We start from the raw sequence: 17327 nt of genomic DNA, 5'->3' as shown, positions 1-17327 counted from the left end.
TCCATGCTAACGCTGCGCGGGCTGTCGCGCAAGGGGGACGGGCGGCGTTCGGGCGTCTACGGATCCGCGCGCAACGCCCGCAGTTCACCAAAGTCCAGCGCCTCGGCCGGCCAGTCGGCGGCGCTGGCCGGCAGCCGCACGCCGCGCGACAGCAGCAGCGCCGCGCGCATCACCCCGGCGTGCGTCACCCACACGGCGTCGCGCCCGCTGGCGCGCCAGTCGTCCCAGGCGGCGCCCACGCGCGCCATGAAGTCGCGCACGGGCTCGCCCTGCCCGCCCGGCGGCGCGTTGGCGAAGTCGGCGATCCAGCTGTCGAATTCAGCCCGGCCGATGTCGGCCCAGCGGCGGCCTTCCCAGGCGCCAAAGTCCATTTCGCGCAGGCGCGGGTCGATTTGCAGCGACAAATCAGGCCGCAGCGCTTGCAGCGACTGCGCCAGCTGCTCGCAACGTTGTAGCGGCGACGTGAACAACGCGAAGCCCTGCGGCAAGGCGGCAGCGGCCGCGCCGGCTGCCGCCCGCGTGACAGCCGGGTCGGCGCGCAGGTCGCTGGCGCCGTAGCACAGGCCAGCTTCCGCCAGCACCGGCGCGTGGCGCAGCAGCCAGAGCGTCATGGCGACGCCGCCAGCGCCAGGCCCAGCAGCAGCGCCAGCTCGCACACCTGCTGCGTGGCCCCCAGCGTGTCGCCGGTAAAGCCCTGCAGGCGGCGCGCCAGCAGCCGGCGCATGTAGGCCAGCGCCAGCACCCACAGCACCCCGGCCGCCAGCAGCGACCACCCGCCCAGCGCCCACGCCAGCAGCAGCAGCGCCGGCAGCGACCACGCGATGCCGGTGGCGATGCCGCCCGGCGATATCGCATCGGCCAGCGGCTTGGCCTTGCTGCCGTCGGCCTCGCCCACATAGGACAGGCGCCGCATCACGTCGAGCGGCGCGGCGCGCGACAGCACGTGCGCGCCCAGCACCGCCGCGGCGGCGGCACCGGCGCCGCGCTGGGCCAGCAGTGCGGTCAGCGCCACCTTCAGCCCCAGCGCCAGCACCAGCGTGACGGCGCCGTAACTGCCGATGCGCGAATCCTTCATGATCTGCAGCGCGCGCTCGCGCGTCAGCCCGCCGCCCAGGCCGTCGGCGGTGTCGGCCAGGCCGTCTTCGTGAAAGGCGCCGGTGAGCCACACCGTGGCCGCCGTCGCCAGCCCGGTCGCCACCAGCGCGCCCAGCGGCCCCGGCGGCAGCCAGCGCAGCCCCGCCGCCAGCACGAGCGCCGCCGCCGCGCCCACCACCCAGCCCACGCCCGGAAAGTGCCCGGCGCTGGCGCGCAGCATGGCCGGGCTGTAGCCCACCCAGTCCGCCAGCCGGCCGGTGACCGGAATGCGGGTGAAGAACTGCAGCGCAAGCAGGAAGTGGCGTAAGGCCTGCACGGGTTTCATGCGCATGAATTCATGGCCGCAGCGCTTGCCAGACAAGCGCCAGCAGCTATCGTTTTGATATCAACCCTTGTCACTGACGCCCGCCGACTCAAAGCTGGCCATCTCGTTCAGGATACGACAGGCCGACTCCAGCAGCGGCCAGGCCAGCACCGCGCCACTGCCCTCGCCCACCCGCAGGCCCATGTCCAGCAGCGGCTCGGCGGGCAGCATTTGCAGCAGCCGCGCGTGGCCGCGCTCGTCGGATCGGTGCGCAAACACACAGCGCTGCAGCACGTGCGGCGACAGCCGCGCCGCCACCAGCACCGCGCTGCTGGCGATGAAGCCATCGACCACGATCACGCGCCGCTCGGCCGCCGCCTGCAGCACGCTGCCGACCATGGTGGCGATCTCGAAGCCGCCCAGCGCGGCCAGCGCGTCCAGCGGCTCGGTGGCACCTGCGTTGGCGGCCAGCGCCTCGCGCAGCACCGCCGTCTTGCGCGCGATGCCGGCCGCGTCCAGCCCGGTGCCGGCGCCGGTGACTTCGCCCACGTCGATGCCGCCCAGCCGCGCCGAAAGGCAGCTGGCGGGCGACGTGTTGCCAATGCCCATCTCGCCCAGCAGCAGCGCGTTGCCGGTCAGGCTTTTGACGATATCGATGCCATTGGCGATGGCTTGCGCGCACTGCGCGGCCGTCATGGCCGGGCCGGCGCTCATGTCGGCGGTGCCGGGCGCGATCTTGTGGCTGATCAGCCCAGGCGCGGGCTCAAAGTCGTGCCGCACACCGCAATCAACCACCGTCTGCGCGATGCCGTGCTGGCGCGCCAGCACGCTCACCGCCGCGCCGCCGGCCAGGAAGTTGCCCACCATCTGCCAGGTCACGTCACTCGGGTAGGCCGACACGCCGCGCGCCGCAATGCCGTGGTCGGCCGCAAACACCACCAGCTGCGGCGCGACCAGGCGCGGCTCGGTCGTGCCCAGGATCATCCCCAGCCGCATCGCCAGCGCCGCCAGCCGCCCCAGCGCGCCGTGCGGCACGGTCTTGCGGTCGATGCGGTGCTGCAGGGCGGCAGCAAGTGCGGGGTCGTGCAGGTCGGCTACGGCGGGCAAAGCGGGCGCCGATTGGTGGCGCAGCAAGCGGCTCATTGCTCACCCCCCCTCGCCGGTCATGCCCGCGCAGGCGGCAATCCCTGTCGGTCGCGCCGTCGGGATGGTGGATGGGTGCATGAATTGCCGCCTGCTTGGCAATGACGGTGGGTAGGCGTGATCGGGTTTAGTGGAAGTCATGGATGAAAGCGGTTGGGTTGCCATGCGGTCGCGCCGTCAGCCGATCAGCGACGCCAGCGCGCCGGGTGCAAACGCCTGTTCTATCTCGGCGGCCAGGCCGTCGAACACCGCGTCAAGCGACGGCGCCCGCGCGCCGAACAGCGCGTGCAGCACGGCGGCGTCTTCGAACAGGCCGTGCAGGTAAACGCCCAGCACGTTGCCGGCGGCGTTCTGCCAGGCCAGGCCGGGGACGATGTCGCGCGCCACGTCGCCCTGGGCAGCCATGGCAGGGTGTTGCGCGGTCTGGCCAGCGTGTATTTCGTAGCCGACCGCGGCGACGCCCGACAGCGCCGACCACGCGCCGGCCACATCGCCAAAGCGGGCCTGCGTGCGGCGCACGGTCTTGTCGGGCTCGAAGCGGGTGACCAGCGGCAGCAGCCCCAGGCCCGGCGCGTTGCCGTTCGATTCCACCCCGTGCAGGTCGATCAGCGCCTCGCCCAGCATCTGCAGGCCGCCGCAGATGCCCAGCACGCGGCCGCCGCGCGCGGCGTGGGCGGCAATCGCCGCGTCCAGCCCCTGCGCGCGCAGCCACGCCAGGTCGGCGGCGGTGGCCTTGCTGCCGGGCAGGATGACGGTGTCGGCGCCGTGCAGCGCGGCGGGCGTGCGCGCCCAGGTCAGCGTCACGCCGGGCACGTTCTTCAGCGGCTGGAATTCGTCCAGGTTGCTGATGCGGGGGTAGGCGATGACGGCGATGTGGCGCGGCACGGCTTCACTATCATTACCATAGCTGCCGCCGCCCGTTGGTAAAGCGCTGGCAGCCGATTCCGCTTGAAGCGGTGCGTGCGCCTGCGTCGCCGCCGCGTCGAACACGCCGTCCTCCTCGGGCAGGCCATGGCCGAAGCGCATGGGCACCACGGCCACGGTGGGCACGCCGGTCAGCGCCTGCAACTGTTCGGGCGCAGGGGCCAGCAGGCTCGCGTCGCCGCGGAACTTGTTGAGCACGAAGCCGGCGATGCGCGCGCGGTCGCCCTCGGGCAGCAGCGCCCAGGTGCCGTACAGGTGCGCGAAGGCGCCGCCGCGGTCGATGTCGGCCACCAGCAGGCAGCGCGCATCGGCGTGGCGCGCCACGCGCAGGTTGACCACGTCGCTGTCCATCAGGTTGATCTCGGCCGGCGAACCGGCGCCTTCGATCACCACCACGTCGTGCTCGGCGCGCAAGGCATCCAGCGCGGCGGCGATCTGCGGCCACACATGGGCGCTGCGCCCGCGCCACGGCAGCGCCGTCAGTTCGCGGCTGACCTGCCCCATCAGCACCACCTGGCTGTGGGTGTCGGCCTCGGGCTTGAGCAGCAGCGGGTTCATGCGCACGTCGGGCACGGCGCGCGCGGCCAACGCCTGGAAGTACTGCGCGCTGCCGATTTCGCCCATGCGCCCTTCGGCGGCGGGCACCACGCGGGCGTTGTTGCTCATGTTCTGCGCCTTGAACGGCGCCACGCGCAGGCCCAGCTGGGCGTAGTGGCGGCACAGCGCGGTGGCCACCCAGCTCTTGCCGGCGCCGCTGCTGGTGCCCAGCACCATCACGCAGCGCGCCGTCATGCCGGCACCTCGCAGCGCAGGGCGCGCTGCAGGGCGTCCTGCGTGGCGGGCGCTGCCACGGACAGGCGCACGTGGCCGGGCAGGCCAAAGCTGGCGCAATCGCGCAGCTTGAAGCCCTGGCGGCGCAGGCCGTCGAGCCATGGATTCATGCTATTTCGCCCTCCAGCGCTGACCCGGTCTGCGGGTACAGCTACAAAAAAGTTAGCGTCCGACGGCAGCACCTGCCAGCCTCCGGCGGCCAGCAACCGCATCTGCCGCGCCTTCCAGGGCCGCAGCGTGGCGCGGCAGTCGGCCAGCCAGTCGTGCGCGTCCACGCTGGCCCAGCACTGCAGCAGCGCCACGCCGTGCGCGCCCAGCGGCCACGACGGCGCCAGCGCGCGCACGCGGGCCAGCAGCGCTGGGTCGGCGTCACGCGGGGCGATGGCGTAGGCGGCGCGCACGCCAGTCAGCCCCAGCGCCTTGTTGGGCGTGACCAGCTGCCACACGCGCTGCAATGCGTCGCCCTGCAGCGACGGCGCGCCGTCCAGCCGCAGCGGCTCGTAGGCCTGGTCCAGCACCAGCACCTGCCCGGCGCGCAACGCGGCCACCTGCGCGACCAGGCCCGGCTGCGCCTGCCCGAGCGGGCTGGACGGCTCGCACGCCCACAGCAGCGCGGCCTGCGCCGGGTCGGCCACGCGCCGCAGGCCCGCCGCGTGCGCGGCGCGGGCGTAGTCGCCATAGGCATGCCGCGGCAGCCACACGCACGCGCCCTGCCCCGCCTGCAAGGCCACGGCCACGCTGATGCGCTGGATGAATTCGCTGCCGCTGGCCACCACCACGATGCGCCCCGGCGCCACGCCGTGCCATGCCGCCAGTTGCACGGTCAGCGCGGTGCTGGCCGGGTCGGGGTAATGCCGCGCGTCGACCGCGCGCAGCGCCTGCACCGTGGGCGCGTGCGGGCCGCAGGCGTTGGCGTTGCTCGACAAGTCGTGCAGCGGCACGCCCAACGCGTCGGGGCCGCCGTGAATCGCTTCCATATTCATAGCTACATGCGCAGACGGGGCAAGCGCCAGCGGCCCATTCGGTTCTAGCAGCGGGTTCACAGCAGCACCCCCAGCCACACCCCGCACGCCAGCAGCGTGGCCGCCAGCACCGCGCGGCTGGCGATGGCGCAGGCTCGCACCGTGTCGGCGGCGGCGGGGGTGCGGCCCTCGGGGTTGAGCGTGTAGACATCGGGCTTGCGCAGGTGCACGCCCAGCGCAATGGCCATGGCCGCCATCGGCCAGCCGCCGTTGGGCGACGGCGTGCGCGTGGCCTCCACCGCCAGCCGCCCCGGCCCCTGCGCGCCGCCCAGCAGCGCGATCAGCGCCGCCGTGATGCGCGCCGGCACCCAGGCAAGCACGTCGTCGGCGCGCGCCGCCCACTTGCCGGCCCAGGTCCAGTCGCGCCCCGCGCGCTCGCCGCGATAACCCCACATGGCATCGGCCGTGTTGGCAAAGCGGAACAGCGCCGCCCCCGGCAACCCCAGCAGCACAAACCAGAACAGCGGCGCGACCACCGAATCGTTCAGGTTCTCGGCCAGCGATTCGATGGCGCTTTCGCGCACCTGGTGCGGGGACAGGTCGCGCACGTCGCGGCTCACCAGCCGCGCCAGCTGCGCGCGCCCGGCGTCCAGCGATTCACCCAGCGCCCGCTCCACGCCCAGCACCTCGTCGTGCAGCATGGCCCAGGACAGCAACGGCTTCAGAAACAGGCCCAGCGCCAGCGCCGCCAGCCACGCCGGCTGCGTCAGCACCCAGGCCTGCAGCAGCCACGCCGCTGCAAAAATGGCAGCAGCCACGCCGCACCAGGACAGCGTCGCGAACCAGAACACCCTTGAATCCGACAGCACCCGCGGCGTCCCCGCGCGCGGTGCCAGCCGCTCGCCCGCCCAGGCCAGCCAGCGCCCCATCCACGCCACCGGATGCCAGCGCAGCGCCGGCTCGCCCAGCAGCCGGTCGATGGCGATGGCGAGCGCCGGGACGCAGGCCAGCAGCAACGCGTCGGCGTCGCCGAACGATGCGAACCCAGGTGTCAAAGCCTCTCGTCCATGCCCGGCACGCTGGCGCGCCCGTGAATGCCCAGGCGCTCGAACAGCACGCGGTCCGCGCCGACATCGGGGTTGCCGGTGGTCAGCAGCTTTTCGCCATAGAAGATGCTGTTGGCGCCGGCCAGAAAGCACAGCGCCTGCACCGCTTCACCCATCTGCTGGCGGCCGGCCGACAGGCGCACGCGCGCAGCGGGCATGGTGATGCGGGCGGCGGCAATCATGCGGACGAATTCGAACGGGTCCAGATCGGGCTGGTCGGCCAGCGGCGTGCCTTCGACCTTGACCAGGTGGTTGATGGGCACGCTTTCGGGCACTTCGGGCAGGTTGGCCAGTTGCGCGATCAACGCCGCGCGCTGGCGGCGCGATTCGCCCATGCCGACGATGCCGCCCGAGCAGACCTTGACGCCCGCGCCGCGCACGCGGTCCAGCGTGTCCAGCCGGTCCTGGTAGTCGCGCGTGCTGATGATGTCGCCGTAGAAGTCGGGCGCGCAGTCGAGGTTGTGGTTGTAGTAGTCGAGGCCCGCGTGCTTCAACCGCTCGGCCTGGCCGTCGGCCAGCATGCCGAGGGTGACGCAGGCTTCCAGTCCCACATCCTTCACCGTGCGCACCAATTCGGCCACGGCGTCGATGTCGCGGTCCTTGGGGGCGCGCCAGGCGGCGCCCATGCAGAAGCGCGTGGCGCCGGCGGCCTTGGCGGCTTGGGCGGCCTGCCTGACGGCGCCGCTTTCCATCAGCTTCTCAGCCTTCACGCCGGTGTCGTAATGCACCGACTGCGGGCAGTAGCCGCAGTCCTCAGGGCAGCCGCCGGTCTTGACGGACAGCAGCGTGGCCAGCTCGACCTGGTTGGCGTCGTGGTGCGCGCGGTGCACCTGCTGGGCGCGCCACAGCAGGTCGTTGAAGGGCAGGTTCAGCAGCGCCTCGATCTGCGCCACCGTCCAGCGCTCGGTGGCCGCGGTTGGCGCGGCGCGCTGGTGCAGGGTGATGGGTTGTTCGGCGACGGCGGCGGTCGACATGCGGGCAGGTCCTTTCGGTGATTTTCAGTTGAACAGGTCGGCGGGCACGGCGCCGGTGCGCTCGAGTGCCAGCAACCATTGCTTGCGCGGCAGGCCGCCGCCATAGCCGGTCAGGCGGCCGTCGCTGCCGATGACGCGGTGACAGGGCACGATGACGCTGATCTTGTTCTGGCCGTTGGCGGCCGCCACGGCGCGCGTGGCGGTGGGCTGGCCGATCTGCCGCGCCTGTTCGCCGTAGCTGCGCGTTTGGCCGTAGGGGATGTCGAGCAGCGCCTGCCACACACGCTGCTGAAACGGCGTACCAACCCAGTCGAGCGGTGTCTTGAAGTGCTTCAGCCGGCCGCTGAAATACGCGGCGATCTCGTCGCCCAGCGCACGCGTTCGCGCGTCGTCGCCGGGCTGGGCCGGCGCACCGGCGTGGCGCTCGACATCGCGCCATTCGCGGTCGAGCCGGCGGGTGTCGTGGGCAAATTCGAGCAGGGCCAGGCCCTTGGGGGTGAACAGCGCCACCATGTGGCCCAGCGGCGTGTCGTAGTGGTGTTCGATCAGGGGTGCCATGGGTTCAGTCCTCGATGCCGCGCTGCGCCGGGATGCCGGCCTTGAAGGCGTGCTTGACCAGGGTCATCTCGGTCACGGTGTCCGCGATGTCGATGATCTCTTGCGGGCAACGGCGGCCGGTCAGGCACACGTGCACGTCCTTCGGGCGCTGCTGCAGGGTCTGCAGCACGTCATCCAGCGGCAGCCAGCCGTAGATGAGCGGATAGGTGATCTCGTCCAGCACAACCAGGAAGTGCTGGCCGTCCAGGATGGCCGCGCGGGCCTTCTGCCAGCCGTCGCGCGCCAGCTGGCCGGAATGGGCCAGGTCCTTGCTCTTCCAGCTGAAGCCGTCGCCCAGCCCTTCTACGGCTAAGCCGATCTGTTCGAACATGCGGTGTTCGCCAAAGCGCGCCGTGGGCACCTTCATGAACTGGAAAATCTTCACCTGCTTGCCATGCACGTGCTGGCGGCCGAAGGCGCGCAGCGCCAGCCCGAAGGCGGCCGTGCTCTTGCCCTTGCCGTCGCCGGTGTTGACGATGACGAGGCCGCGGCGCTCGCCCTCGGGGCGGTCGTAGCGCTTTTCGGTGGGCGGCTGTTCAATCTGCATGGATGCGCTCCTCAGGCGTGCGGGGCAGCGCCACCCAGTGGTCGTGCACCTGGTGCACGCCAATGCGCCCGTCGAAGGCGGCCTGCAGCGCAGCGTGCGTCGCGGCGCTGCCGCAGGGCCCGTGGTGGGCGATGCGGCCCGCGCGCACGATCAGCAGGTCGTCGGCCTGCAGGGCCATGCCCAGTTCATGCAGCACGCTGACCACGGTACCGCCCGCGGCCACCAGCGCGCGCACGCTGGCCAGCCAGTCGGCCTGGTGCGGCGGGTCGAGGTGGGCCAGCGGCTCGTCCATCAGCAGCACCGGCGCCTGCACCGCCAGCGCGCGCGCCAGCAGCACGCGCTGGCGCTCGCCGCCCGACAGGTCGCCCAGCCGGCGCGCCTGCAAATGCGCCACCTGCATGTCGGCCAGCGCGCGCTGCACGGCGGCATGGTCGGCGGCCGACGGCGGCGCCAGCCAGGCGCGGTGCGGCAGGCGGCCCAGCAGCACCACGTCGTAGGCGATCAGGTCTTCGGCGCCCGCTTCGCCCTGCCCCAGCCAGGCCAGCTGGCGCGCGCGCGCGCGCGGCGGCCAGTCGGGCAGCGGCCGGCCGTGCAGCTGCACCGCCCCGTCGGTCGGCAGCAGCCCGGCCAGCACGCGCAGCAGCGTGGACTTGCCCGCGCCGTTGGGGCCGACGATGGCCGTCCAGCGGCCCGCGGGCAGGCGCAGGTCGATGTCGCCCAGGATGCGCGCCTTGCCAATGCGGGTGGCTGCGGACTGCAGACCCAGCGCGGACGGGTGCGCGACGTCGGTGGGGGTGCGCGCTTGGGTCATCGCTGCCCTCCGCGCCGGGTGCGGACGTACATCAGCCACAGCAAGTAGCTGCCGCCCAGCACCGCCGTCAACACGCCCACCGGCAGCTCCTGCGGCGCGATGAGCACGCGCGACAGAATGTCGGCGCTGGCCAGCAGCAGCCCGCCGGCCAGCGCCGACAGCAGCACCAGCGGCCCGTGCGTGACGCGCGCCAGCCCGCGCACCAGGTGCGGCGCGGCCAGGCCGACGAAGCCGATCAGCCCGGCCTGCGCCACCGCGGTGCCGGTGGCCAGCGCCAGCACGCCGATCAGCGTGGCGCGCAGCGGCGCCAGCGGCAGGCCCAGGCTGTGCGCGGTGGCTTCGCCCAGGCTCAGGCCGTCCAGCACGCGCGCCGACGCCCAGGCCAGCAGCGCCAGCGGCACCAGCACCGCCGCCATCACGCCGCAGGCATCCCACCCAATGAGGCCGGTGTTGCCCAGCATGAAGGACAGCATGCCGGTCAGCACGTCGGGCGCGGCCAGCGTGACCAGGTCCTTCACCGCGCCCAGCACATAGCCCACCACCACGCCGGCCAGCAGCAGACGCAGCGTGTGCTGCACGCCCTGCGCCAGCAGCAGCGTCAGCAGCACGCCGCCCAGCGCGCCGACAAAGGCCGCGCCGGTCAGCCCCAGCTTGGCCACCCACGATGCGGCCGCCACCGGGGCGCCCCACAGCGCCAAGGCCACGGCCACGGCGAGCATGGCGCCGGATGCGCTGCCCAGCAGGAACGGGTCGGCCAGCGGGTTGCGAAACAGCCCCTGCGCCACCGCGCCCGCCAGCCCCAGCAACGCACCCGCCAGCCAGGCGCCCAGCGTGCGCGGCAGGCGAATGTCGGTCACGATCTGCCACGCCACCGGGTCGCGCGCGGCGCGCAGCAGGCTTTCGAAGCCGGTGCTGCCGACGCTGGCGCCGACGACGGCCGCCAGCAGTGACAGCGCCAGCAGACCCGTCACCAGCACCGCGGCGCGCGAGCGCGGCGCGGCGGGCGTTGGGCCGGGCGTGTGGTGCGCGATGGTTCGGTCGGCGGTGGTCATGCGTGGGTCGCCCTCAACCCTGCCCTCTCCCAGAGGGAGGGGGGAGCAAAAACGCTCAGGGCCGCGCAGCAGGCCCGCTCGTGCTCAAATGGCCGCGGAGCAGGCCATGCCAGAACGCCGTGGCCGGGGTCCCCCCCGGCCACCAGCGTTGTCCCCCCTCCGGGGGGAAGGCGCCGCAGGCGACTCAGGGGGGCGCTTGATACACGCCGCCATCAGCCGCGCCGCCTCGGGCATGCGCGGGCCGGGGCGCACCAGGATGTCGACCTCCTGCGCGTTGAACACGCACACACGCTGGCTGCGCACCGCACGCAAGTTGCGCCAGCCGGGGCGGCGCGCGATCTCGCCGCCGCTGCGTTCGCCGGCCATGATCAGGTCGGGGTCGGCGCGCACCACCCATTCGGGGTTGATCTTGGGAAAAGGCCCCAGCTCCGGCCCCACCACGTTGACCAGCCCCAGCGCGTGCAGCATCTCGCCGATAAAGGACTGCGGCCCGGCGGCGTGCGGGCCGGCGCTGGCCTCGAAGTACACGCGCTGGCCGCGCAGCGCCGGCGGCAGCGACTGCGCGGCGGCGGCCACGCCGGCTTCAATGTCGCGCGCCACGCGACCGGCGTCGGGCACGGCCAGCAGCTGGCCCAGCTTGCCGATGACGCGCTTCACATCGGCGCCGGTCTTGGGCTCCAGCGCCACCACCTTCACGCCCAGCGCGCGCAGCCGGTCGGCGCCGCGCGACGACGTGGCCATCAGCACCACGTCGGGCTTGAGCGCCACGATGGCCTCGATGGCCGGGTCCAGCCCGCCGCCGACCTGTGGCAGCTTCTGCACCTCGGGCGGCCAGTTGGAATAGCGGTCGACGCCCACCAGCCGCGCGCAGGCGCCGATGGCGCAGGTGGTCTCGGTCAGCGACGGCAGCACGCTGACCACGCGCTGCGGCGGCGTGTCGAAGCGCACCGCAACGCCCCGGTCGTCGACGACTTCGTAGGCGTGGACACCCAGGCCCACTGCGATCAGCACGGAGCACAGCCAGCGCTTCATGGCGCCCCCTTCAGGTACAGCGGCAGGCCCGCCGCCATCAGCGTGACGCGCTGGCAGGTGGCGGCGACGGACTGGTTGAGCAAGCCAAGCGCATCGACAAAGGCGCGCACCTCGCGCCCGAGCGGAATCACGCCGAGGCCGATCTCGTTGCCGACCAGCACGACGGGGCCGGGGCACGCCTCGATTGCTCTTGAAAGCATAGCTGACTGCGCTTGCCAGTCGGGCGCTGGCGGCGTTTTTTCCTTGAAATCTGCGGACATCGGCATGAGCTGCGCGGTCAGCCACAGGGTCAGGCAGTCGACCACGCGCAGCGTCTCGGCGCCGCCGGCGTCGGCCAGCGCGCGTGGCAGATCGCGCAGCGCTTCACGGGTCGCCATGCCCGGCACGCGCTGGGCGCGGTCGTGCTGGTGGCGGGCGATGCGCGCGCGCATTTCGTCGTCGTGCGCGGTGGCGGTGGCGATGAGTACGGCGCGGTGGCCGGGCGACTGCGCCAGCCATGCGGCCGCCAGCTGTTCGGCGCGGCGCGACTTGCCGCTCTTCTGGCCGCCCAGGATGAGTTCGCTGCGGGCGATGGCGAGCGGCTCAGCCATGCGCGTCCATCCATTGCATGACGATGCGGTGCAACTGCGCCGCGCCGTCGGTCAGCGCCGCCGGCCCCGGCTGCAGGATGTCGGCGGACTTGATCTCGAACAGCTGCCCGTGGCGCACCGCGGGCACGTCCTGCCAGCCGGGGCGCAGCGCCACCTTTTCGGGGCGGAATTTCTTGCCGCACCACGAGCCGATGACGATGTCGGGCGCGCGCCGGACGATTTCCAACGGGTCGGCAATGATGCGGTGCTTGCCCAGCGGCTGCGCCGCCAGTTCGGGAAACACGTCGTCGCCGCCGGCGATCTGCACCAGCTCGGACACCCAGCGGATGCCGCTGATGGCGGGCTCGTCCCATTCCTCGAAGTAGACGCGCGGGCGGCGCTGTCCTTGGGCGATTCTGGCCTGCACCGCTTGATCCATCTGCGTCAGGCGCTCCTGATATTGCAGCAGCAGCGCCTGGCCCCTGTCCCCCGCGCCGACCATGGCCGCCACCTGCGCCAGCATGTCGAAGATCTGCGCCACGCTGCGCTGGTTGAAGATGGTGACCTGTACGCCGGCGCGAATCAGCTCGGCCGCAATGTCGGCCTGCAGGTCCGAAAAGCCGAACACGCAGTCCGGCTGCAGCGCCAGAATCTTGTCGATCCTGGCGCTCGTGAAGGCGCTGACCTTGGGCTTTTCTTCGCGCGCGCGCCGTGGCCGCACCGTGTAGCCGCTGATGCCGACGATGCGCGCCTCTTCGCCCAGCAGGTACAGCCACTCGGTCGTCTCTTCTGTCATGCAGACGATGCGGCGCGGGCCGCCGAAGCGACCGGGCACGAGCGGGTTCACGGCAGCATTCATGGCGCGATCGGAAAAATCTGCCCGAGCGCTGCGCCGGGCTGCGCAGCCAGCCCGCCGGCCGGCCGCGGAGCAGGCCACCTCAGAAACGCCGCGACCGGACCTGCGCCGGTCGCTGGCGTTGTCCCCCTCCAGGGGGAAGGCGCGAAGCGACTCAGGGGGTGTGTCAATTTTTCGGCGTCCAGCGCACACCCACGTAAAGCGTGCGTCCCCCCCGTGGCGTAGCCGCGCGCCACCTGGTAGTCGCGGTCGCCCAGGTTGTCGATGCGCGCCAGCACCGCCCATTCGCGGGCGATGGTGGTGCTGGCGTACAGGTTGACCAGGCCGTAGCCGGCCAGCACGCGCGTGTTGGCGGCGTTGTCATAGCGCTGGCTCGACGCCAGCCATTCGGCGCCCAGCGTCCAGTCGCCCACGCGGGTGTCGGCGTTCAGCTTGAGCACGCGCTTGGCGCGCCGCGCCAGCAGCGTGCCGGTGACGTCGTCGCGGGGGTTCTGCAGGTCGAGCGACGCGCCCAGGTTGACGCCCGCCAGCCGGTGCGCCCCCGAGAGCGTGACGCCCTGCAGCAGCGCGCGCCCGGTGTTTTCGTAGCAGCCGAAGGCCGAGCCGCACGGGCCGGCAGCGCCGAAGGTGATGAGGTCGCGCACCTTGTTGCGGTAGGCCGTCACGCCGAAGCGGCTGGCGCCTTGCGACCAGTGCAGGCCCAGTTCGACGTTGCGCGCCTTTTCGGGCTGCAGCGCCGGCTGGCCGTATTCAGAGAAGCGCTGGTACAGCGTGGGCACGCGGAAGGCCGTGCCCGCGGCCGCGGTCACGCGCCAGCCGGACGCGAAGCTGTAGCCGTAGGCCACGCTGCCGGTGCCCTGGCCGCCGAATTCGCTGTCGCGGTCGTGCCGCGCATTGATCTGCAGCGTGTGCGCACCCGCGGTGTAGCCATAGCCCAGCGCGATGGCGTCCTGGTGGCGGCCGCGGTCGATGGCCTGGTCCCACGGGTTGAGCGCGGGGTTGCCCAGGTGGTCCTCGCGCCGCTCCAGCGCCGCCGTCACCAGATGACCGCCGCTGCGCCATTCGTTCTGCAGCAGGTAGTTGCGCAGCGTGGTTTCGGTGCGGTAGGCGTCGGGCGCGGTCTCGTAGCGCTGGCGCGATTCATTGACCGACAGGCGCGTGCTGTACTGCGGCGTCCATTGCGCGGCCCAGGCCACGCCCAGCGTGCCCAGGCGGTGGTGGCCGCGGTCGTCCTGGTTGGGGGTAAAGCCGTCGTATTGCGACTTCATGTCGGCATAGGTGCCGCTGGCTTCCAGCCGGTGCGCGCTGTTCAGTTGCACGCCCACGCGGCCGCTGAAGCTGCTGTTGCCATAGCCGTCGCGGTCGGGGTTGGTGCCGGGGCGGCTGTCGTAGCCGCGGCTGATGTCGCGCGCCGCGCCCAGGGCGTAGTCGACCGCGCCGTTCTTACCGCTGAAGCCCGCTTCGGGCTTGCGCGTGCCGTGACTGCCGATGCCGGCGCCCACGTAGGGAGAAAACGGCCCGTCGCCCTTGCGGGTGAAGATCTGCACCACACCTGCGATGGCGTCAGAGCCGTACACCGCCGCGGCGGGGCCGCGCACGATCTCGATGCGCTCGACCTGGCCGAGCGAGATGGCTTCCCACGGCGCGCCGCCGGTGGACTGGGTGTCGACGCGCACGCCGTCGACGTAGACAGCGGTGAAGCGGTTTTCGGCGCCGCGCATGAACAGGCTGGTGGTGGTGCCGGGGCCGCCGTTGCGCGACAGCTCCAGCCCCGGCTGGCGCTGCAGCAAGTCGGCGATGTTGACGGCGCCGCTGCGCTGGATCTGCGCCTCGTCGATCAAGGTGACGTCGGCCAGCACGTCGGTCAGCGGCTGCGCCACGCGGTTGGCGGTGACGACGACGGTGGGCAGGTCGGGCGCGGCGGCCTGGGCCAGTTGCAGCGCGTGGTCGGAAGGGGCGGCCTGGGCCAGGGCGGCCTGGCCCACGAGAAGCAGGCAGGCGCCTGCCAACGGCAGCACGGTGGGCCGGCAAGATGGCGAACGAAGGGACATGACGGGAAACAGTGGTACGTACCCCTGCCGGCTTCCCCGCCAGCGTCTGGGGCGATCACGGCCCGCGCGGCACCTTCTTCAAGGCGCAGGACGCGGTCCTCCTCGTTGGCCGGTATCCGGGCTGGCGGAAGTTCCCTTGCCTTCCCGGCGCCGAGCCTCGAAACGAGGCGCGTTGCCAGTGGCGGTGAGAGGGAGAGCCGGGCCGCGACTGCTGGAGCCGTGACACCGTCCGCTTACCGTTGCGGGGGCAGCGCAGGTTAGATGGCATGGCCGTGGGCCGGGCCATCCCCCTGCTTCCCGTTGAACTGCGGCCGCGTGATTCGCAGCGCGCGAGCACCAACAGCCGGCATTGTACGGCGCGGGCTTGCGCCAGCGACCTACAATCGGTCAGCCTGCCTGCCTTTGCCGTGCCATGACCCAAGCTCCCTTGATCGAACAGATTGCCGAACGCGTCGAGCGCCTGCTCGTGCGACACGACGAACTGCGCCGCACCAACGAGTTGCTGGCGCAGCAGTTGCAGGCGCTGACCCACGACCGCGACAACCTCCGGTCGCGGCTGATGGCGGCGCGCGCGCGCATCGATTCGCTGATCGACCGCCTGCCCGGCGCCTCCGCGGCGACAGCGGCCGAGCCCCCCCTCGACACCCCCCGCCGACGATCAGGAGCGTGCAGCGCCATGAAGCAGGTCGAAGTCAAGATCATGGGCCAGGCCTATCTGCTGGGCGCGCCCGAAGGCGGCGAGGACCGCCTGCACGCTGCCGTGCAACGCGTGGACGCTGCCATGTGCCGCATCCGCGACGCCGGCAAGATCAAGGCACGCGACCGCATCGCCGTGCTGGCCGCGCTGAACCTGGCCTTCGAACTGGGCGAACCCGCCCAGGCCGCCACCCCCGCGCAGGAGGCGACCGACGCCCCCGCCCTGAGCGTGGCCGAACAGGCCACCCTGGGCGCGCTGCTGGGCCGGCTCGACCAGGCGCTGGGCGACGACGGGCAACTGCTGTAGTCGGGCGGGGCGGGCCCTCACCACCAACCGTCTCCCAGCGGGAGGGGAAATCGCCAAACTCCTTAGCCCCATTGACTTCGCCGCGAGCGAAGAATTGTTCACGGCGGGATCTGAACTGGGATTGCCAGACCGCTGGCTCCCCAACGGCCACAGAGTCACAGCGCAGCCGCCTCCCCCCTTTCGACTTCGCCACCGGCGAAGGAGTGTTGTGGGTAGCCGCGGAGCTGGCTTAGCCAGTCCGCTGGCTGCGTCCCCCCGCGCAGCAAGGGGGGAAGCCGCGTCAGCGGCTCAGGGGGGTAAAATCCACCCGTCTGCGATGCATGCCGGGCTTTATATTTCCTTGAACCAATGCTCGTATGAGCAAGGGCTTGGAACATTGTCTGGTCGGCGTGAACGTCTCGCGTCAGATGATCCCAAGACCAGTCTGACCTCGCCCACCTGAACCCCTGCGTTCAGGATGACGGTCCGGTGGCATTCGCAGACAACTTATTCGGCGTTCCCCCCTGAGGCGCTGGCGCGCCTTCCCCCCTGTCGTACGGGGGGACGACGCCAGTGGCCGGTGCAAGCCCGGCCACGGCGCCACTTGCGTGGCCTGCTCCGCGGCCTTCTGATTCATCGACTTCCTACGCGCTGCAGTCCCGCTCATGCCCATCGAACCTGTGCTGATCATCGAACTCGCCCTGCTGGGTCTGGCCACCGGCTTTCTGGCGGGCTTGCTGGGCATTGGGGGGGGGCATGATCATGGTGCCGTTCATCTCGACCATGCTGGGTGCGCGCGGCGTGGCGCCGGGGCTGGCGGTGAAGATGGCGATTGCGACGTCGATGGCCACCATCATCTTCACGTCGATCAGCAGCGTGCGGGCCCACCACAAGAAGGGCGCGGTGCGCTGGGACATCGTCAAGAAGCTGGCGCCGGGCATCGTGCTGGGCGCGATGCTGGCCAGCGTGGGGGTGTTCGCGCTGCTCAAGGGCGCCCTGCTCTACTTCGTGTTCGGCGGCTTCGTCGCGTTTTCGGCCGTCCAGATGTACCTGGACAAGAAGCCCGCGCCCACGCGCCAACTGCCGGGCACGCCGGGGTTGCTGGGCGCGGGCGGCGTCATCGGCTTTCTTTCGGGGCTGGTGGGTGCCGGGGGTGGCTTCGTCAGCGTGCCCTTCATGACCTGGTGCAACGTCGCCATCCACAACGCGGTGGCCACCAGCGCTGCGCTGGGCTTTCCGATTGCGCTGGCCAACGTGGCGGGCTACGTCGTCGCGGGGCAAGGGCTGACCGACACGCCGCCCTATTCGTTCGGTTATCTGTGGCTGCCTGCGCTGGTGGTCATCGCGTGCTGCAGCGTGCTGATGGCGCCGGTGGGCGCCAAGGCCGCGCACACGCTGCCGGTCAAGAAGCTCAAGCGCGCCTTCGCGGTCGTGCTGGCTGTGCTGTCGGTCTACATGCTGAACAAGGGGCTGTCGGCGCTGGCGGGTTGA

General features: G+C 71.7%; 16 protein-coding genes, 2 pseudogenes and 1 riboswitch. Of the genes and pseudogenes, 3 read left to right on the top strand and 15 right to left on the bottom strand.

Annotated features, from left to right (window positions below; all coding sequences use genetic code 11):
• Positions 1–56: 56 nt before the first annotated feature.
• The 15 genes from R0D99_RS08145 to R0D99_RS08075 all read right to left on the bottom strand — a co-directional run bounded on the left by R0D99_RS08145 (position 57) and on the right by R0D99_RS08075 (position 14854).
• Positions 57–611: a histidine phosphatase family protein gene (locus R0D99_RS08145; RefSeq protein WP_317750898.1), complete on the bottom strand. Its 555-nt coding sequence runs from the start codon at positions 609–611 to the stop codon at positions 57–59.
• Positions 608–1411, bottom strand: a complete 804-nt coding sequence (locus R0D99_RS08140) for an adenosylcobinamide-GDP ribazoletransferase (RefSeq protein WP_317751043.1) — start codon at positions 1409–1411, stop codon at positions 608–610. Before R0D99_RS08140 ends, R0D99_RS08145 begins: the two co-directional genes overlap by 4 nt.
• Before the next feature lie 69 nt (positions 1412–1480).
• Positions 1481–2542 carry a nicotinate-nucleotide--dimethylbenzimidazole phosphoribosyltransferase gene (gene cobT / locus R0D99_RS08135; RefSeq protein ID WP_317750897.1) on the bottom strand — a complete coding sequence of 354 codons (1062 nt, stop codon included), beginning with the start codon at positions 2540–2542 and terminating at the stop codon, positions 1481–1483.
• A 177-nt stretch (positions 2543–2719) separates the two neighbouring features.
• Positions 2720–4258 (bottom strand): cobyric acid synthase, encoded by a 1539-nt coding sequence (locus R0D99_RS08130; RefSeq protein ID WP_317750896.1) that lies wholly within the window; start codon positions 4256–4258, stop codon positions 2720–2722.
• The gene (locus R0D99_RS08125) at positions 4255–5280 is read right to left on the bottom strand and encodes an aminotransferase class I/II-fold pyridoxal phosphate-dependent enzyme (RefSeq protein WP_317750895.1); all 1026 of its coding nucleotides are present in this window, start codon (positions 5278–5280) and stop codon (positions 4255–4257) included. Before R0D99_RS08125 ends, R0D99_RS08130 begins: the two co-directional genes overlap by 4 nt.
• A 56-nt stretch (positions 5281–5336) precedes the next feature.
• Complete coding sequence (cbiB, locus tag R0D99_RS08120; RefSeq protein ID WP_317750894.1) at positions 5337–6314, bottom strand: adenosylcobinamide-phosphate synthase CbiB; 978 nt, start codon at positions 6312–6314, stop codon at positions 5337–5339.
• On the bottom strand, positions 6311–7339 hold the full coding sequence (bioB, locus tag R0D99_RS08115) for a biotin synthase BioB (RefSeq protein WP_317750893.1): 1029 nt from the start codon (positions 7337–7339) through the stop codon (positions 6311–6313). The genes cbiB and bioB overlap by 4 nt, the downstream gene beginning before the upstream one ends.
• Positions 7340–7363: 24 nt before the next feature.
• Positions 7364–7897, bottom strand: a complete 534-nt coding sequence (locus R0D99_RS08110) for a methylated-DNA--[protein]-cysteine S-methyltransferase (RefSeq protein WP_317750892.1) — start codon at positions 7895–7897, stop codon at positions 7364–7366.
• 4 nt (positions 7898–7901) lie between these two features.
• Entirely contained in the window at positions 7902–8483 is a 582-nt protein-coding gene (gene cobO, locus R0D99_RS08105; protein WP_317750891.1) for a cob(I)yrinic acid a,c-diamide adenosyltransferase, read from the bottom strand.
• Positions 8473–9294 carry an ABC transporter ATP-binding protein gene (locus R0D99_RS08100; RefSeq protein ID WP_317750890.1) on the bottom strand — a complete coding sequence of 274 codons (822 nt, stop codon included), beginning with the start codon at positions 9292–9294 and terminating at the stop codon, positions 8473–8475. The genes cobO and R0D99_RS08100 overlap by 11 nt, the downstream gene beginning before the upstream one ends.
• Entirely contained in the window at positions 9291–10346 is a 1056-nt protein-coding gene (locus R0D99_RS08095; protein WP_317750889.1) for an iron ABC transporter permease, read from the bottom strand. The genes R0D99_RS08100 and R0D99_RS08095 overlap by 4 nt, the downstream gene beginning before the upstream one ends.
• A gap of 84 nt (positions 10347–10430) precedes the next feature.
• Complete coding sequence (locus R0D99_RS08090; protein WP_317750887.1) at positions 10431–11378, bottom strand: helical backbone metal receptor; 948 nt, start codon at positions 11376–11378, stop codon at positions 10431–10433.
• The gene (locus R0D99_RS08085) at positions 11375–11968 is read right to left on the bottom strand and encodes a bifunctional adenosylcobinamide kinase/adenosylcobinamide-phosphate guanylyltransferase (RefSeq protein ID WP_317750886.1); all 594 of its coding nucleotides are present in this window, start codon (positions 11966–11968) and stop codon (positions 11375–11377) included. The genes R0D99_RS08090 and R0D99_RS08085 overlap by 4 nt, the downstream gene beginning before the upstream one ends.
• Positions 11961–12806, bottom strand: a complete 846-nt coding sequence (locus R0D99_RS08080) for an ABC transporter substrate-binding protein (RefSeq protein ID WP_317750885.1) — start codon at positions 12804–12806, stop codon at positions 11961–11963. Before R0D99_RS08080 ends, R0D99_RS08085 begins: the two co-directional genes overlap by 8 nt.
• Positions 12803–14854 carry a TonB-dependent receptor domain-containing protein gene (locus R0D99_RS08075; protein ID WP_317750884.1) on the bottom strand — a complete coding sequence of 684 codons (2052 nt, stop codon included), beginning with the start codon at positions 14852–14854 and terminating at the stop codon, positions 12803–12805. The genes R0D99_RS08080 and R0D99_RS08075 overlap by 4 nt, the downstream gene beginning before the upstream one ends.
• A gap of 89 nt (positions 14855–14943) precedes the next feature.
• A riboswitch (cobalamin riboswitch) is annotated at positions 14944–15210 on the bottom strand.
• A gap of 56 nt (positions 15211–15266) precedes the next feature.
• Between R0D99_RS08075 and R0D99_RS08070 the strand changes: the two are divergent.
• The 3 genes and pseudogenes from R0D99_RS08070 to R0D99_RS08060 all read left to right on the top strand — a co-directional run.
• Positions 15267–15473: pseudogene (locus R0D99_RS08070) on the top strand (DUF904 domain-containing protein); the annotation flags it as partial.
• 57 nt (positions 15474–15530) lie between these two features.
• Positions 15531–15857 (top strand): cell division protein ZapA, encoded by a 327-nt coding sequence (locus R0D99_RS08065; protein WP_317751042.1) that lies wholly within the window; start codon positions 15531–15533, stop codon positions 15855–15857.
• Positions 15858–16501: 644 nt separating this feature from the next.
• Positions 16502–17327, top strand: a pseudogene (locus R0D99_RS08060) (sulfite exporter TauE/SafE family protein).

Origin of the sequence: Ottowia sp. SB7-C50 (assembly GCF_033110285.1) — a bacterium.
Classification (GTDB): Bacteria; Pseudomonadota; Gammaproteobacteria; order Burkholderiales; family Burkholderiaceae_C; genus Ottowia.
The sequence above is the reverse complement of the archived record's forward strand: the minus strand, read 5'-3'. Positions and strand labels throughout refer to the sequence as shown.

Bases quoted from the DNA above. Each gene is read 5' to 3' on its own strand.
- R0D99_RS08145 (WP_317750898.1), bottom strand. From the start codon at position 611: ATGACGCTCTGGCTGCTGCGCCACGCGCCGGTGCTGGCGGAAGCTGGC.
- cobT (WP_317750897.1), bottom strand. From the start codon at position 2,542: ATGAGCCGCTTGCTGCGCCACCAATCGGCGCCCGCTTTGCCCGCCGTA.
- R0D99_RS08130 (WP_317750896.1), bottom strand. From the start codon at position 4,258: ATGACGGCGCGCTGCGTGATGGTGCTGGGCACCAGCAGCGGCGCCGGC.
- R0D99_RS08125 (WP_317750895.1), bottom strand. From the start codon at position 5,280: ATGAATATGGAAGCGATTCACGGCGGCCCCGACGCGTTGGGCGTGCCG.
- bioB (WP_317750893.1), bottom strand. From the start codon at position 7,339: ATGTCGACCGCCGCCGTCGCCGAACAACCCATCACCCTGCACCAGCGC.
- R0D99_RS08110 (WP_317750892.1), bottom strand. From the start codon at position 7,897: ATGGCACCCCTGATCGAACACCACTACGACACGCCGCTGGGCCACATG.
- cobO (WP_317750891.1), bottom strand. From the start codon at position 8,483: ATGCAGATTGAACAGCCGCCCACCGAAAAGCGCTACGACCGCCCCGAG.
- R0D99_RS08100 (WP_317750890.1), bottom strand. From the start codon at position 9,294: ATGACCCAAGCGCGCACCCCCACCGACGTCGCGCACCCGTCCGCGCTG.
- R0D99_RS08095 (WP_317750889.1), bottom strand. From the start codon at position 10,346: ATGACCACCGCCGACCGAACCATCGCGCACCACACGCCCGGCCCAACG.
- R0D99_RS08090 (WP_317750887.1), bottom strand. From the start codon at position 11,378: ATGAAGCGCTGGCTGTGCTCCGTGCTGATCGCAGTGGGCCTGGGTGTC.
- R0D99_RS08085 (WP_317750886.1), bottom strand. From the start codon at position 11,968: ATGGCTGAGCCGCTCGCCATCGCCCGCAGCGAACTCATCCTGGGCGGC.
- R0D99_RS08080 (WP_317750885.1), bottom strand. From the start codon at position 12,806: ATGAATGCTGCCGTGAACCCGCTCGTGCCCGGTCGCTTCGGCGGCCCG.
- R0D99_RS08075 (WP_317750884.1), bottom strand. From the start codon at position 14,854: ATGTCCCTTCGTTCGCCATCTTGCCGGCCCACCGTGCTGCCGTTGGCA.
- R0D99_RS08065 (WP_317751042.1), top strand. From the start codon at position 15,531: ATGAAGCAGGTCGAAGTCAAGATCATGGGCCAGGCCTATCTGCTGGGC.